Here is a 14,937-nt window from a genome sequence, read left to right as displayed (position 1 = left end):
AAGATATCTTTTGTTTTTTGGCAAAAAAAGTGAGAAACCGCAGACCGTCCGCGCGTCTTATAAGTAAATACGTCCATTTGGAGGCAATAGATGAAGGAACAAGACAATGCCGAAATCATAATTGCCGAGGTGCTGGCCGGAAACCGTGAGGCCTTTGCTATACTGGTAGACCAGTATAAATCCGGTTTATACCGTCTGCTGCTGGGCCTCGGTGCGAGCCATCAGGATGCGCAGGATCTGGCGCAGGATACTTTCATTCAGGCCTATCAGAAGCTGCGCAGCCATAATGAACAGTCCAGCTTCGCAGCCTGGCTCTACGCCATTGCCATCAACCGGTTCAGATCACAGAAGCGGCGCAAGGCCTTCTCTTTCTCGGGGGGCTCCATTCTGGAGGAGAGGGATCAGACCCCGACACCTGAAGAGCGGTATATGATCAAGGAAAACAAGCTGGAGCTGCAAAAAAAGCTGGCCCGGCTTCCGGAACGCTACCGGATCGTGCTGCTGTTGCGTTATACCAATGAATTGACTTATGAGGAGATTGCCGCCATCACGGGAATGACCTTGCATCAGGTGAAGAACCGTCTGCACCGCGCCCGCTTGAAGCTCAAAAAACAATGGCCGAAACCGAAGGAGGATTCCAATGAAAAAATCGGATTACCGCACACACGATAATGTAGCAGATGAGGAAATGCTGATGTCTCTGTCCGGTTATGATGATCATCAGATGGATGAGGATTTCACGGGGCGTGTTATGGAGCAAATCCGCCAGACGGAAATTTTGCCTGCACCAAGCGGGGCCATAGCTGGTTATACCAGCAATCCCGGCCGCAGAAGGTTCCGGCGTAATGTACTATGGGCAGGCTTGGGTACAGCTGCCATTGCGCTGGCGATCCTGCTGTTCCTGCTCCCGGACTTATCTGCTCTACAGCAGATCCAATCCTCCAAATCCCAGCGGCTGCTCATACTGCCTTCCGAGTGGAGTGACCATCACCTGCTGGAAGCCAAGAAAGCCGGGGTAGTGAAGCTGCCTGATATTGAGGTCACGGATCAGGGCTATACGCTGACGCTGCAAGAGGTTGTTGCCGACCCGAACCGGATGATTCTGAATCTCAGAATTACCGATGCCAAAGGGCAGCCAGATGAAGAAATGATGAGTATGTTTGATATCACCCAGCTGCAGCTCCGTAACGAGGAAGGGCTTGAAATTGGAGACCTGCAGGGCATCAATCATATGAGTACTAAGCTCGGTCCCGATAAGTTCAGGATTGAATATCTATTATTAACCTATTATTTCAAAGGAGAACAGCCCGGGGATACCGTGTTCATTGAAGGGAAGGTTCATGAGCTGATGCTGGACTACAAGACCAATGATAGGATTTCGGGGAATTGGAGCTTCAGTTATGCTGCAGACATGACAACTGCCAATGCTCTGACAGTGAACACTGATTTGAGTAAATACAGCTATACCACACCTCAGGGGCTGGAAATTCTGATGAAAGGCATCACGCATTCTCCTGCCGGTGCCAAAATTGAATTCAGTACCCTGCTGAAAGATGAGCTGGCCTCCCAAGTTCCGGAGAACCGCAGGGTTAATCTGGGTGTCAGGTATCATTTCGAGAATGCCAAAGGTCAAATTGTGGGCTCACTCATTAATAGTAAATATAGCGGAATGTCTGATATGTACAGAGTCGGTCATGATCTCCAATTGAACTGGAGTTATTACTTCACGGAACTTCCATATCTCAGCGAGCCTATTTATTTCGTACTCGACGGCTTCTCCATCCCTGTTGAATCGGATGATTCATTAACGTTCAATCCGGCGCTTCTGAAGACAAAGCCTGCTGTCTTTGCAGCAGAGGGTGATATCCTGAATGTGAATAATATAAAGATCACTGAGACTCAGACCTTGCCTGGGCTGTCAGCCTGGATGGCTATCAGCGGCAAATTCAGCAATGAATTCGATATGGACAAATGGATGGCCCGGGACGGCAATGGCACCGAGTATGATGTAATCCGCTGGGGTTCCTACCGGGAGGGCAATCTCATTACCTTTGGCCAGAGTAGTGGGAACTCCGATCTTGTATATCTGATTGTTGACGGTATGAAATCCATCCCGAAGGAGCTGACGCTAATCCGTACAGTCACAGACAAACTCTTCAATGACGCCGACTGGAGCTTCGAGTTGCCTTGCTCGGCTGCAACTTCACAATGATTTCCGCGTCTATTCCTAATAATAGGGATTCCTTATCCCATTAATAGGAAATGGATGTGAATCTATGAACTGCAGTATTAGGCTATTCTTGCTATTGCTTGTATCGATTGCCGCACTCGGCGGCTGCAGTTCAGAGCAGGCTGGTTCCCCTAAGCCTTCTTCCTCATCCGCTGCTCCCGGATTCACGGGAACGGTGCCCACAAGCACACCTGAACCTGCCGTTTCTCCGTCTGCGCCTGGAGTTAGCGTAGCCCCTGCTGCGGCGGCTGTGCCGGATCCGGCAGATTCCTTCCGGGGTGTCCGGCTTGTCAGCAAACAGGGAGAGGTTATAAGAGAATGGGCTTCAGCAGCCATTAACTTGTTCCAACCGGTAAGGACCGGCCTGAACGAACAGCAGCTGCTGCTTATCTACCACATCGGCAGTGAGCAGCCTGAGCTTCTGGCGGAGGACGGAAGCATAACATCCTGGCCGGCGCCGCAATGGTCCGGTGAGGAACCTCCCTACGGTAATGACTACGGCAATGATGTGCTCTATGCCGACCGGCTGCTGAATGATGAGATTTTTGCCGTCAAAGGAAACCGCACTTTATACCTGGTGAATATTACAACCGGAGAAGCCAAAAAGCTGTATTCTGCCGAGCGGCCGGTCTATGGCCTCACCGCATCCCCGGATAACAGCCAGGCTGCCCTGCTTGTTGCCTCTGAGCCGTATATAGGTCCTGACGCCGATTTGATTGTGCTGAACCGCAAGGGCGAAGAAGTATTCACCAAACCGAGGGCCAGCGTCCAAAGCCACAGTGACGGATTTCTGTTTATTTATCCGATGGCCTGGAAAGATCCCGGTATCCTCACAGTTCCGGTCAGCGGATATGAGCAATATGGCAACGGTGGCGTGAATCTGGTTCATACGGATACTGGGGTAACCGAGTTTTTGGAGAAGCCTTCCCTTCCCGCTGACCTGCTGCTTCTCTTCGAGGAATCCGCCGGAAAGGTGAAATTCCCGGAGGAGCTGCACTTCCTCCCCGAGCCTGGAGACCAGCCTGTGTATTATGCGGTTCAAGGTATGAATTCGGATATCTGGCTGCTTAATCAGAAGACCCGGCAAGCCGTGAAGCTGGAGAGGGGACGTCTGCTGAAATGGACCAGTGACGGCAACCTGCTGATAGGCAAAACCTCAAGGGAACTGCTAGAGGCCTACATAGGAACAGATTCCTTATAACATGCAGTCTCTAGCATCATTTTCGATACCGTATCTACCACACGCAATAAAAGCGGGGATCAGCCTATGCGCCGGTCCCCGCTTCCCTGTATTCACTACAAATTTATATTTTCTCATCCCAAATCTTCCGCTCATTCTCCTTCACTAGCAGCTCAGCCGCCTCGGGATAGACCGTCCGGAACGGATGATGTTTGGCTTCGATGACCTCCACCATTTTATCAATCATTTCCTGGGGGTCCTGCTGCAATGCAAGCATTGCGGCACCTTTTAGCATATCCGCGCGTTTCGTGAAATTGACTTTCTCGTCATACCATTTCTCTTTCTCTTCAAACATCAGCTGACGAAGATAATCTTCCCCTTCTTCTTGGCTACGAATGTACGGGCAACCGTCTGGGTCATCTCCAGTGAGCTGAATACATTAGTCTCAAAAACCCGGCGGACATTCTCCAGCGGAATCTCTGCCAGTGGCCCGGCTTCCCCGATACCTGCGTTAGCTACATAGATATCAAAATCATAGGCTTCCAGCTGGCTGCGGTCCAGCTTATTGTTCACATCCAGCTTCAGTACCTCGAGCTCCACGCCCTCCGCCTTTGCCGCATCCCGCAAGGGCGGTTCGGTTACATTTTCTCATTCGTGCAAGCCTTGGGGCTCTTTCCATCACTCGTCAGACTATATTTCCTTTCCTTCCCGCAGGATTACCGCCTTTCAGCATACATAAGAACGCAGAATCCCCTAGCAACTTCCTTGATAACTTTAATGTTATAGTTAATAATTGGTTCTTTAGATTTATATTCCATATTGTGAATCTCTCCGATATCTTATTAGGACAGTATTTACTGTATACCACATCTGCCAAAGAGGAGACTTCACATGAACGCTTTAAAGTTATTATCCAGAAAACTAGGTTGCATTCTGCTTGTACTGTTACTGGTGACCATCGGTACAGCCGGCGCCAGCCGGACACAAACGGCTTCAGCGGCAACAGCAGGCAAAGCATATGTGTATTATGTATCCAATGAAGTTCTATACCGTGTAACGACAGACGGAAGCGAAACACAGAAAATCGCCGAGAATTTCGATGGCAACGGATTAATGTCGACAGGTAAATATCTCTATTTTTACTATGAGAGCATCATGGGTATACAGCGCCTGTCATTAACTGATCCCGATGCCTTAATCACCAATTTTAGCGGAGATCGCAATATTGTCTATTTCCTGATCGATGGTGACTTCCTGTACTTCATGGATGACACGGGCAGCATCTACCGGACTTCAGCCAATGCTGAAGATGATACCCAACTTACGCGGGTCGCAGACAATGCAGATGCGAACTTCCAGTGCTTCGACGTCCTGAATGGACGAATCTACTATAATGCCTTGAAGGATACAACCACTACCTGGGTAGCTTCTAAGCCTAGTGACGGGAGCGGAGCCATCCAATGGATCGCCAGCGGAGCTATACAGGATGCCAGTTTCATCCACCCGTATGGTGCCAGCCTAAACCTGATGATTGACACTATTCCTGGTGAAACAGAATATTCCCTTAATTCTAAGGTGCTCTACACGCTTCCCTTAAGCGGAGGGGCTCCCAAAGCAGCCAATGCCAAAAGTCCGCTGGATTCAAATGAAGTGTACGCTGGCACCTGGTCCAATAATTACTTCCTGTTTAACAAAGGGATTAAACTTGATGCAAAAGGAGAGAACAATTTCAGCACTGGCAAAGGCTTCCTGATCGACAAAAACGGAAAGATCCTTCAACTTAGCCAGAATAGTGTCCTAAGCATCAGCGAGTTAAGCAATACCAAACTGGCATATGTGGATTCCAAGGGCAAAGCATATATCAGCACTCTTGCAAATGGCAAAATAGCCTCATCCAAGGCACTTGCACTGACTAATGTTATCAATGTCCAAACCGTAAAGAATGGAACCACGCTTACTACCATTTTTTATACCAAAACCGATGCTTATGTACTGAATGCCGATTCAACACTGACCAAGATGGCGGGTGTAGAATCTGACTACTCCGTAATTACAAACGATATCCCGGGTATATATTATATTAACGCTGGAGACAACGATTGTTTGTACCGGTTCAGCAATGACGGTAAAACCAAAACCAAGCTTTCGGCTGGCCCGGTAACTTTTATCGGCTTGCTCTCCACACATTAAATTCCAGACCATGACGGAGCTTCTATTTGAAGCCCTGGTTCAGAAGAAAAGACCATGCACTGATATAACAGCTGCATGGCCTTTTTTTTCATTTAAATATCAATTCACACAAATAACCGTATCCCGTCTGAAAGTTCCGGAGCAAGCCGCAGACTTCTTCCGGCTCCGCCATTCATCATTTCAATCAGCAATTCAGCGGCAAGCGTAGAAGGCATTCTGAATTAGCCCGGTTTAGGAGCGTTTCCCGTAGGCCTTGCCCTCTTTTACCGTCTGCACATGATACATATTTACTGTAGTACTAATGATATATGCAGGCTTCTCCTGCCCTCTGCTGTTCTTGTGGCCTTGAAGATGCGCGTCGCTCTTCTCCCAGTTCTTCCAGGCTTCCTCCGATTCCCAGCGGATCAGCAGGAGAACCTCTTCATGCTCCTTACTCTTCTTATTGACCATCACGCTGACATCGATCAGCCCGTCCATTTCCTCCAGTGCCCCCGGTTTGCTGAAGCGTTCCACTACGGTGCTACTGTTGCCTTTTTCTACAACGATGGATCTGGTTTGCACGTACATATTGATCTATTCCTCCTGAAAAAGCTGCTATAATGCAATGAAGTTCGGCTATAGCGAGCTAAATTTTAATACTCTCATTCTAATTGATAATCGTTATCATTTCCAGCCAAGCTGCAGCACAATAGATAAAGTTTATTTTATAACAGAGATCTCACTAGAAAGAATAGAACTTCCGTTATAAAGTTTTAATAGTTGTTGTTACCCAATACGCATAGAAAGCAGGCAGAATATCAGATGAACATCGAAGTTAAGCTTACCGGGCTTAATGAAGCCTATATTATCAAAAATATGTACCCGCTCTATCTGCATGATTTGTCGGGACATTACGGACTTGTGGAAGGGCATACCCCTAACCGGCATGGTATATTTGAGGATGATGACGAATACCGTACACTGGCGGACCAGTACGAAGTACAGAATATCTGGTGGGAGAAACCCGGGATTCTCTACCCTTTTCTGATCATGGTGAATTCACTGCCGGCCGGGTTCGCACTGATTGCCACTCCGCCGCACTGCGCGCAGGGGGTTGATTATTTCGTGAATGACTTTTTTCTGCTGCAGCCCTTCAGGGGGAATGGTATCGCGGAGCAAGCGGCTGTGGAGGTGTTTGAACGGTTCCGGGGTGAATGGGAGCTGTTCACCAATCCGGCGAGGAGAAATATAACCGGACAGAAATTTTGGCGGAAGACGGTCTCCCGCTATACGCAGGGTCAATATACAGAGCGCACCGGCGAGACCTTCGACGGAAATATGCTTGTCTTCCAGTTTAATAACCGTGCTTTACAGGCTGATTGTTAACTCCACTATTTCTGGCTACCCGTCCCCAAATTTGTTAAGCTTCCCTCTCTGTTTCCGAGTCATAAACTTGAGTAGCATTGTACTCAGCCCGAAATGAGGTGATTATAATGAAAAATATCCTGCTGGTGCAGCATTGCCAGTCCGAGCATCACATCAACAATATGACCGGTGGCTGGACAGATACTCCCTTAACTGAACTAGGCCGGCAGCAGGCTGAACGTATAGCTCTGAGACTCTCCCAGGTTGCTTCCGGAAAAGAATATGTCCTCTACTCTTCCGATCTGCTGCGCGCCAAACAAACCGCAGACATTATAAATGCAACGCTTGAGTTGGCTATAATCGTAGACGGTGAACTGCGGGAGATCAACAGCGGCATTGCCGCCGGGCAAACCAGAGAATGGGCCAATGAACATAGGAATCCGCGCGCAGGCCATGATTTCGAGCTGGATTACCGGGAGTTCGCCGAAGGAGAGACCTGGAGGGAGTTCTATGCGAGGGTCAGTCATTGCATGGAACGGATTACACGGACGGAACACAATAATATTATTATCGTGACCCATGGAGGAACGCTCTCTTATATCATCGCCTGGTGGCTGAAGTTTGAACTGCATATGCTGGCCCAAGCTTATTTTCCTGCCTCTGCAGGCAGCCTCTCCCGTTTGGGTCAGAATAACTTCGGTCAGCAGACACTTAATTTATTTAATGACACCTCCCACCTGCAAGGATAGATATTCCTGAGGGTCCACAGGATCCACAGCACAAAGGCTGACACGCTGAAAATACCGGCGGTCAGCCTTTTCTCATCCTATTTTACGGCAGAATGGGCACGTTAATTTCCTTGGCATTCTTCCCCGTACCTGTCTTCATGATCATATTCAGGGACTTGGGCTGATCCAGCAGATTGCTGCCGTATCTCCGTTCAAACCCCTCATAAGTTCCGGAACCCAGCGTCATTCCTAGATGGACAGTTCCATATTTTGTAATCGACTGAATTTCATTCCCGTATACAACCTCAAATATATTTTGCCTGTTCTGCCAGGTAATATCTGACTCATTCTTAATTTTAATCATCGTCCGGATCAGAAGTGGTGAGATTTCAACCTTCTCCAGTGTCACTTCGATCCCGTCGAGGACGAAGTCTTCATCCGGCTGAACAATGACAGTTTGCTGCTCTTTGAATTTCGGGTCCAGCTTGAAGCTGACCTTGAGTCTGGGAGAATAATGCATGTCGGCTACAATTGTCCCTGTCTTCGGCTGACCAAGCTTGCCGGTGTCCACAGAGGCGATCTGGAAATCCGCTTCCAGCTGCTCCGGGAACGGCTTGTTCCGGTCCAGATTGATAATGCTTCGGCCGTAGTAAATACGGTTATTGAGCAGGCCAGAAGCCGTAGCATTGCCCCCGATTCCGCCACCGTTCTCCAAATATTGTCCTGTTGATATATCCTTCATTCGTGCACTGCTGGTACCATAGACCTCCTGGCCTTCAGCCACTTCTGCGGTATACAAAAAGATAATCCGGTTCTCATCCGCTGTAACGGCATTCAATGTAATCTTATAATCTCCGCTAGCGGCACTTTGATTAATCATCTGGATATAATCATGCCGGATAGCTGAATCCAGAGTCGCCGCCTCCATATCAAAAGAATAGAGCCGTTTAAAATTTTCCAGCTCTCCCCAATTCACTACTCCAGGAGGTGCGGCTGTATGCGATGCAGAATCGTGGATTACTGGAATGAAAAATAGGATCATCGCGGCAACCGCAGCGGCAGCCAGGCCGATAAAGGAGCCTTTGGTGAATCTGCCCTGCCAGCTTCTCCTGCGTCCGCTCTCCATTCCCGCCTGAACTGCCATTCTGACCGCATTGCCTCCGGCGTCCGCTTCAGCTGCCTCGTGTATACGGACCGCATCAGACAACAACGCCTGTTCTTCCCTGCTACTGTTCATTCCATTCACCCCGGTTCTTCATAATCATCCTAAGCTGCTTCAGTCCTTTGTGCTGCCAGGTTTTGATTGTTCCCTCCGGCTTCTTAAGCAGAACGGCGATTTCAGCCAAGGTCATATCATTGTAGTATTTGAGCAGCAGCACATGACGGTATTTCAGCTTCACCTGCAAGAGCGCCCACTGCATCTCCATAGTATGAGTGCTGTTATGAATGACCGGCTCCATCATATTCTCCGCTGCGGTCGGGACTGCCCTCTTCCTTCTCCGCTGTTCGTCAATGCAGACATAGATTAATATCCGTATCAGCCAGGATTTGAACGCCTGGGGGTCCTTTAGGGTTCTTCGTTTCACCCAGGCCCGGCAGGTTGCTTCCTGCAAGGCTTCCAGCGCATCGTTGCGGTTGCCCAGATAACTGTAAGCAATATGATACAGCTGATCACTGTGCTCCATAACCGCCTTAACAAAATCCGTCTCTTCATGCGGCACAGCGGCAGTAACCCGCTTCATCTCTGCCCCGGACATCGTCATCTCTCCCTCTCCTCTCCATCACTTTTACATGAATTAGACGGAGAGGTATCACAAACAGTTTTATCCTGCGGCAATTATTATCACAAAAAAAACCGCATTCCCCGCTGACCGGGAAAAAATGCGGCCTTACTTGTGGAACGCAGCTAATTAGCCGCCGCCGGATATCCTCCGGCTACAGCACCCAGTTGCCTTGGCGGAACACCGGTTCAATGGTCCCATCGGCCAGCTCCCCGTCAATATCAAGCTCCGAAGAGCCGATCATGAAATCGACATGCGTAAGGCTGACGTTGGCTCCCTTCGCAATTAGTTCTTCACTTGTCATCGAAGTCCCGCCTTCAATGTTAACCGGATACGCACTGCCCAGGGCGAAATGACAGGATGCATTCTCATCGATCCCGGTATTATAGAACACTCTGTTCAGCCGGGAGATCGGAGAGTCATGCGGCACCAGTGCCACCTCCCCAAGATAAGAGGCCCCTTCATCCGTGTCCAGCAGCGAGGTCAGATGCTCACGCCCGGATTCGGCATCATAGGCTGTAACCTTGCCGTCCGTAAAGGTAACCGTAATTCCGTCCACAAGCCGTCCGTTCAGGTTAAGCGGAAGGGTACTCTTGACAGTACCATTGACTCCGGTGCGATGCGGCATCGTGTAGATCTCTTCCGTAGGCATATTCGCTACAAAATATACACCGCCGGCATTCTCGCCGCCGCCGCCGCGCCACAGATGGCCTTCCGGCAGTTCTACGTGCAGATCCGTACCTGGTGCACGGTAATGCAGGCTCTTGTAACGCTTGGCATTCATCCGCTCCTGGCTCTGCTTCAGATCACCGATATGACTGCGCCATGCGGCAACCGGGTCCTCGCTGCCCACACGGTTCATCTGGAATACCGCTTCCCACATTGCCTCAATCCGGCCTTCTTCAGGCAGATCAGCGAATACCTTGTCCGCCCAGGCGCGAGTTGGTGCCTTGACCAGCGACCAGCTGATTCTGTTGTTGCGGGTATAGTTCTGATATTTCTTGCGGGCTACCGCAGCAGCCTTAACCGCTGTAGATACTTTGGCAGAGTCAATTCCGCGGAACAGTTCCGGGTCCGGTACCTTAATATGTAATATGGCTCCGCCTTCTTCAGCGAATCCCTCCAGCATATCGGCATGCCACTGCGGATAATATCCGAAGGAGTCCTCCGAAGCCTTCTCGTAACGGATGCGCGTTACCGCTTCATCATCCCAGTCCACAAGCACATATTTAGCCCCGGCCTCGTAGGCTTTGCCCACGATCAGCCGGGTAAGTTCTACGGTCTCCAGCGGTGCATGCACCATCAGCACTTGCCCTGGCTGCACGTTCACGCCAACCTTTACCACAAGCTCTGCATATTTCTCCAGCATCAGATCAAAATCCTTCATGTTTTCTCTTCCTCCGTATCTATTCCGTCTGTGAATGATTCTTGCCTTACTTTGAACAAACCCACTTGTTATTTTAACGCAAAAAAGGGCATGTGGCGATCAGTTAATCCCCCTCTGCCCATTTTCCTGTATAGACGCCGCTCTCATCACTCCGGATCATAAACCGGGCTTCGCTGAACACCGAGTTATGCCGGTAAGCAGACATTGTCAGCTCACTCTCTGTTATGGCCTCTGATGATTCTCCGGTTAACGGAGTCCAATAGATCGTCTCACCCGGCGCTATCGTAATCTCCTTACCAGCCTGGTTCACCTTATAATCTGGCGCATTCCAGCGTATGAAGCTGCCCGTACTTGCACTCAGCCTGATCTCATCCGCATCTTCAGCATTCACAATCAGCGTATATCCGGGGGCCTTGCTGTCGGTTACACGGTAGCTTCCATAAGAAGCCTCACGATCCGGCTGCGCCAGCTCCGGTGCTCCGTCTGCAGCATGAACTGTTAGACTAAATACCTTCTGCCATGCCTGAAGCTTCTCCGGTCCGGAAGAAATCTCCCTGTAAAAAAAGGCAAGCAATCCTAGAGCGATAATGAGCAGCACTCCCGCAACGAGGCGAAACCGGGACTTCTTCATTCCGGTCCTTGTCCTGTTCATTTCCAACCCCCTCCAATCATATTAATCTCCCGGCTGCAGCAGCTCAATATTATGTACTTTTACCTCCGGATCTCCCGGACCTGCTGCACCGGAAACGGAAAGTGCATTCCCCCTCCGCCTCCGGTACCGCAGAATCTACTGTTTATCCACCTGCAGCAGCGTAATTGTCTTCACATCATACGTATGTGAAATCTTCTCTTCGTCAATCACTTTCAATTTCGTGAGACTCGCTACTTTGGCCGGGTCTGCCTTGGAGAGCAGCCTCCACAGTTCCGGATCTGACAATGTCTGGTAAAGCTTATCATCATCATATTCCTTCCGGTTCTGCGTGACAAGCTTCACTTTGTAGCTGCCGATAACGGACTCTGCCTTGCCTTGTTCAGCAAAGTAGGCCAGAATATCCTGCCTCAGCCCGGCCAGCTCCTTTTCCAGCTCCTTCTGCTTAGTCTTTAACTTATAATACTGCTGCACCTTCTTCTCCATCTTGTATCACGCTCCTCTCAACATATGTATGCAGGAAAGAACGGCTAGAATGATTAATTCCATGGAGTAAGCCCAGCATTAATTCTATACTGAAGTCGGTTCAAGCAAGTTATAATAGGGGAAATAGTCTGCAACGTTAAGAACTAGGGTCTCATACATAATGTTTAGCATCCTATCGTGAAATCGTTCAAACAAAAACTAGGGCAGCAGGTGAACCATGTTTCAATCCTATCTTTTTCCGATCTCTTATGCATTTATGGCTTTTCCGTTAGCGGCACTGCTCTTCACTTTGCCGTTCCTGATCGTTCAATACCGCCGGCACGGTTATATCAACAAGGTTCGGGCGCTGATCCTCTATTTGCTGCTCCTATACTTGCTGAACGCCTTTTTCCTGGTGCTGCTGCCCATGCCGGACTCACGCCATAACGCTGCGCCTACCGGGCATATGCTCCAGCCTGTGCCGCTGCAGTTCATTCAGGACATCTTGCGCAATACGCATCTCTCGCGTAATGACCCGTCAAGCTATCTGAGCGTACTGCGCGAAACGGATTTCCTGCTGGCTGCCTTCAATGTTGTGCTGACATTACCTTTCGGGCTGTTTCTGGGCTACTATTTCCGGACCCGCTGGGTCGTGTGCATCATGCTTTCTTTCGGGCTGTCGCTATTGTTTGAGATTACACAGATTACCGGGATTTACGGTTTCTTCGACCATCCTTACCGGATCTTTGATGTCGATGACCTGATCACCAATACATTCGGCGGAATTGCCGGATTCCGGATCGCCTTATGGATCTCCGGGCTGCTGCCGCGGATTGAACAGCTGGACAGCCAGGAGGATTTATCCGCCAAAAAGGTTACCTACACCCGCAGAGGCATTGCTTGCCTGCTGGATGCAGTCCTATGGATCTCTGCGGTACTTCTGCTTAACCAGCTATCCCTGAATATTTCATTCTGGGCAGTAAGTGTGGTGTATTTCCTGATCGTTCCTCTCTTAACCGGAGGGCGGACGCTCGGCAAATGGGTGGTGCGTATCCGGCTGGGCAGTGCGGATGGCGGTCCGCTCAAACTCTGGATGGTGTGGATGAGATATGGACTACTCTATGGATTGCTTGGAGGAATAAATTTCCTGTCCCTTGATTCTGTCCTAATGCTTAATTTCGGCACAGCAGGCTCTACGGTTATACGAATTACAGCCGCGCTTGCCGATCTGACCTTCTTCATTCATCTGCTGCTGCGGATGTTTAAGCGTGACCGCCCGCTATTCTACGAAGAGTGGAGCCGGACACGCAATGTGATTACCTGGCCGGACCCGCAGCCGGCAGCTGCCGCTGAGACGCTGGCCAACTAAAATACTATGTATAGAGGGAAGAAAACAGCCATGAAAAATAATGATGCAGACCTTAGCAGCAGCCCCCTCAACAACATTCAATCCCCCGCCCGGGAGTGGCAGGAATGGATAATTGAAGCGGATATAACAGCCATGCAGCAGGAAATGGAGCAGGGGAATTTAACTTCCGAGCGGTTAACAGCGCTGTATTTAGAACGGATTGACCGGTATGACAGCCTGCTGAACTCTGTTCTGGAGATTAACCCTGATGCACTGGAGATTGCCCGGATGCTGGATCAGGAACGCCGGGATAAGGGAATACGCAGTCCGCTGCACGGAATCCCCGTACTTGTTAAGGATAATATCGCTACTTCGGACAAGCTGCACACCAGTGCGGGAGCGCTGGCATTGGCAGATTACAGGGCTGTTGAAGATGCCGTAGTAATTAGTAAGCTGCGGGCTGCAGGCGCTGTGATTCTCGGAAAAGCCAATATGACGGAGTGGGCCAACTTCATGTCGCCCACCATGTGGGCTGGATACAGCTCACGCGGCGGACTCGTGCTGAATCCATACGGGCCCGGCGAGCTGTTCGTTGGCGGCTCCAGCTCGGGAAGTGCTGCGGCCGTTGCCGCAAATCTGGCAGCAATCGCTCTAGGAACGGAAACTTCCGGTTCCATCATTTGTCCGGCTGCCCAGAACTCGCTTGCCGGCATCAAACCTACGTGGGGGCTGGTAAGCAATGCGGGGATTATACCGGGGATCGGCAGTCAGGATACCGCCGGTCCGATGGCCAGAAGCGTATCGGATGCCGCACTACTCCTCAGTGTCATTGCCGGTACCAGAGAGCATCCCCCCAGCGCTTCATCCGATGGGACAGCAGGCAGACAGGATTATACTGCCGCTCTGGATATTGAATACGTGAAATCCAAACGGATTGGTATCCCGAGATTCTATTATAAGGATTTGGATGAGGAGGCACTGCTCCTGATGGAATCTGCCATAGCTGTTCTTAAAGAACTTGGAGCTGAAGTCATTGATCCTATTGAGCTTCCTTGCCAGAATGCCGAGTGGAATGCTGTTATACTACAATATGAATTCAAAAAAGGCTTAAACCGTTATTTAAGCGGCCTGCCTGCTTCTATCCCGGTTCATTCCCTACAGGAGTTAATCGAATTCAACAACCAGCACAGCGCACAGGCGCTGAAATATGGTCAGGGAACGCTTGAATGGCTGGATACTTCCGGAGACGAGATTACGGAGCAGGAATATCTGGAGCAGCTGCAATTCTCCCGGTCCATGGCTGGCAGACAAGGCATCGATTATGCACTGGAGCATTACGGTCTGGATGCCATCATGTTTGCCGGATTTCACGGTACTGACCTGGCAGCCAGAGCCGGCTATCCGCTCATTACAGTCCCGGCCGGATATACCACTACCGGGACAACTGCACCGGGAGGCTATATCACCAACGGTCCGCAGGGGGTCACCTTCTCCGCTTCAGCCTTCAGCGAAGCCGTGCTGATCGGCATTGCATACAGCTTCGAACAGGCCACGAAACACCGGCGTCCGCCGCTTCTTGATACCGCCGGAGAAGCTGATTGATGTTACAAATAGAGGCGGTACCCCGCACCCGGG

At 50.1% G+C, this 14,937-nt stretch carries 16 protein-coding genes; 8 read left to right on the top strand and 8 right to left on the bottom strand.

Annotated features, from left to right (window positions below; all coding sequences use genetic code 11):
- Positions 1 to 90 precede the first annotated feature (90 nt).
- From GC101_RS23650 to GC101_RS23640, 3 genes are all read left to right on the top strand, one after another.
- Entirely contained in the window at positions 91 to 672 is a 582-nt protein-coding gene (locus tag GC101_RS23650) for an RNA polymerase sigma factor (protein ID WP_171719277.1), read from the top strand.
- Positions 641 to 2,212: a DUF4179 domain-containing protein gene (locus GC101_RS23645; protein ID WP_171719276.1), complete on the top strand. Its 1,572-nt coding sequence runs from the start codon at positions 641 to 643 to the stop codon at positions 2,210 to 2,212. The genes GC101_RS23650 and GC101_RS23645 overlap by 32 nt, the downstream gene beginning before the upstream one ends.
- A gap of 64 nt (positions 2,213 to 2,276) precedes the next feature.
- Positions 2,277 to 3,431: a hypothetical protein gene (locus GC101_RS23640; RefSeq protein WP_171719275.1), complete on the top strand. Its 1,155-nt coding sequence runs from the start codon at positions 2,277 to 2,279 to the stop codon at positions 3,429 to 3,431.
- Positions 3,432 to 3,534: 103 nt separating this feature from the next.
- Here the strand turns inward: GC101_RS23640 and GC101_RS36285 are convergent, their stop codons facing one another.
- Together GC101_RS36285 and GC101_RS36280 are read right to left on the bottom strand one after the other, a co-directional pair.
- Positions 3,535 to 3,765, bottom strand: coding sequence for a hypothetical protein (locus GC101_RS36285; RefSeq protein ID WP_246354484.1), 231 nt, complete (start codon positions 3,763 to 3,765; stop codon positions 3,535 to 3,537).
- Positions 3,765 to 4,010, bottom strand: coding sequence for an SDR family NAD(P)-dependent oxidoreductase (locus tag GC101_RS36280; RefSeq protein WP_343049816.1), 246 nt, complete (start codon positions 4,008 to 4,010; stop codon positions 3,765 to 3,767). Before GC101_RS36280 ends, GC101_RS36285 begins: the two co-directional genes overlap by 1 nt.
- A gap of 291 nt (positions 4,011 to 4,301) precedes the next feature.
- On the opposite strand from GC101_RS36280, the gene GC101_RS23630 reads away from it, so the two are divergent.
- Entirely contained in the window at positions 4,302 to 5,600 is a 1,299-nt protein-coding gene (locus GC101_RS23630) for a DUF5050 domain-containing protein (protein WP_171719274.1), read from the top strand.
- A gap of 231 nt (positions 5,601 to 5,831) precedes the next feature.
- Here the strand turns inward: GC101_RS23630 and GC101_RS23625 are convergent, their stop codons facing one another.
- A complete protein-coding gene (locus GC101_RS23625; RefSeq protein ID WP_171719273.1) occupies positions 5,832 to 6,167 on the bottom strand; it encodes an antibiotic biosynthesis monooxygenase in 336 nt (111 codons plus the stop codon).
- 234 nt (positions 6,168 to 6,401) lie between these two features.
- Here GC101_RS23625 and GC101_RS23620 point away from each other — a divergent pair, with 234 nt between their 5' ends.
- On the top strand, positions 6,402 to 6,965 hold the full coding sequence (locus tag GC101_RS23620; RefSeq protein ID WP_171719272.1) for a hypothetical protein: 564 nt from the start codon (positions 6,402 to 6,404) through the stop codon (positions 6,963 to 6,965).
- A gap of 107 nt (positions 6,966 to 7,072) precedes the next feature.
- Positions 7,073 to 7,693, top strand: coding sequence for a histidine phosphatase family protein (locus tag GC101_RS23615; RefSeq protein ID WP_171719271.1), 621 nt, complete (start codon positions 7,073 to 7,075; stop codon positions 7,691 to 7,693).
- A gap of 82 nt (positions 7,694 to 7,775) precedes the next feature.
- On the opposite strand, the gene GC101_RS23610 is transcribed toward GC101_RS23615, so the two are convergent.
- From GC101_RS23610 to GC101_RS23590, 5 genes are all read right to left on the bottom strand, one after another.
- Positions 7,776 to 8,909 (bottom strand): DUF4179 domain-containing protein, encoded by a 1,134-nt coding sequence (locus tag GC101_RS23610; protein WP_171719270.1) that lies wholly within the window; start codon positions 8,907 to 8,909, stop codon positions 7,776 to 7,778.
- A complete protein-coding gene (locus GC101_RS23605; RefSeq protein ID WP_042136796.1) occupies positions 8,899 to 9,435 on the bottom strand; it encodes a sigma-70 family RNA polymerase sigma factor in 537 nt (178 codons plus the stop codon). Before GC101_RS23605 ends, GC101_RS23610 begins: the two co-directional genes overlap by 11 nt.
- A gap of 172 nt (positions 9,436 to 9,607) precedes the next feature.
- Positions 9,608 to 10,840, bottom strand: coding sequence for an aminopeptidase (locus tag GC101_RS23600; RefSeq protein ID WP_171719269.1), 1,233 nt, complete (start codon positions 10,838 to 10,840; stop codon positions 9,608 to 9,610).
- 103 nt (positions 10,841 to 10,943) lie between these two features.
- Positions 10,944 to 11,492 carry a hypothetical protein gene (locus tag GC101_RS23595; protein ID WP_171719268.1) on the bottom strand — a complete coding sequence of 183 codons (549 nt, stop codon included), beginning with the start codon at positions 11,490 to 11,492 and terminating at the stop codon, positions 10,944 to 10,946.
- Positions 11,493 to 11,627: 135 nt separating this feature from the next.
- A complete protein-coding gene (locus GC101_RS23590; protein WP_171719267.1) occupies positions 11,628 to 11,975 on the bottom strand; it encodes a hypothetical protein in 348 nt (115 codons plus the stop codon).
- A gap of 217 nt (positions 11,976 to 12,192) precedes the next feature.
- Between GC101_RS23590 and GC101_RS23585 the strand changes: the two genes are divergently transcribed.
- Positions 12,193 to 13,323 carry a VanZ family protein gene (locus tag GC101_RS23585; RefSeq protein ID WP_171719266.1) on the top strand — a complete coding sequence of 377 codons (1,131 nt, stop codon included), beginning with the start codon at positions 12,193 to 12,195 and terminating at the stop codon, positions 13,321 to 13,323.
- Positions 13,324 to 13,353: 30 nt separating this feature from the next.
- A complete protein-coding gene (locus tag GC101_RS23580; RefSeq protein WP_171719265.1) occupies positions 13,354 to 14,904 on the top strand; it encodes an amidase family protein in 1,551 nt (516 codons plus the stop codon).
- Positions 14,905 to 14,937 lie beyond the last annotated feature (33 nt).

Source organism: Paenibacillus phytohabitans, assembly GCF_013141775.1.
Classification (GTDB): domain Bacteria; phylum Bacillota; class Bacilli; order Paenibacillales; family Paenibacillaceae; genus Paenibacillus_AQ; species Paenibacillus_AQ phytohabitans.
Note: the sequence above shows the minus strand (reverse complement) of the source record. Positions and strands in the feature narration are given on the sequence as shown.

Bases quoted from the DNA above. Each gene is read 5' to 3' on its own strand.
- GC101_RS23650 (WP_171719277.1), top strand. From the start codon at position 91: ATGAAGGAACAAGACAATGCCGAAATCATAATTGCCGAGGTGCTGGCC.
- GC101_RS23615 (WP_171719271.1), top strand. From the start codon at position 7,073: ATGAAAAATATCCTGCTGGTGCAGCATTGCCAGTCCGAGCATCACATC.
- GC101_RS23580 (WP_171719265.1), top strand. From the start codon at position 13,354: ATGAAAAATAATGATGCAGACCTTAGCAGCAGCCCCCTCAACAACATT.
- GC101_RS36285 (WP_246354484.1), bottom strand. From the start codon at position 3,765: ATGTTTGAAGAGAAAGAGAAATGGTATGACGAGAAAGTCAATTTCACG.
- GC101_RS23600 (WP_171719269.1), bottom strand. From the start codon at position 10,840: ATGAAGGATTTTGATCTGATGCTGGAGAAATATGCAGAGCTTGTGGTA.
- GC101_RS23620 (WP_171719272.1), top strand. From the start codon at position 6,402: ATGAACATCGAAGTTAAGCTTACCGGGCTTAATGAAGCCTATATTATC.
- GC101_RS23605 (WP_042136796.1), bottom strand. From the start codon at position 9,435: ATGACGATGTCCGGGGCAGAGATGAAGCGGGTTACTGCCGCTGTGCCG.
- GC101_RS23595 (WP_171719268.1), bottom strand. From the start codon at position 11,492: ATGAACAGGACAAGGACCGGAATGAAGAAGTCCCGGTTTCGCCTCGTT.
- GC101_RS23645 (WP_171719276.1), top strand. From the start codon at position 641: ATGAAAAAATCGGATTACCGCACACACGATAATGTAGCAGATGAGGAA.
- GC101_RS23610 (WP_171719270.1), bottom strand. From the start codon at position 8,909: ATGAACAGTAGCAGGGAAGAACAGGCGTTGTTGTCTGATGCGGTCCGT.
- GC101_RS23585 (WP_171719266.1), top strand. From the start codon at position 12,193: ATGTTTCAATCCTATCTTTTTCCGATCTCTTATGCATTTATGGCTTTT.
- GC101_RS23640 (WP_171719275.1), top strand. From the start codon at position 2,277: ATGAACTGCAGTATTAGGCTATTCTTGCTATTGCTTGTATCGATTGCC.
- GC101_RS23630 (WP_171719274.1), top strand. From the start codon at position 4,302: ATGAACGCTTTAAAGTTATTATCCAGAAAACTAGGTTGCATTCTGCTT.
- GC101_RS23590 (WP_171719267.1), bottom strand. From the start codon at position 11,975: ATGGAGAAGAAGGTGCAGCAGTATTATAAGTTAAAGACTAAGCAGAAG.
- GC101_RS23625 (WP_171719273.1), bottom strand. From the start codon at position 6,167: ATGTACGTGCAAACCAGATCCATCGTTGTAGAAAAAGGCAACAGTAGC.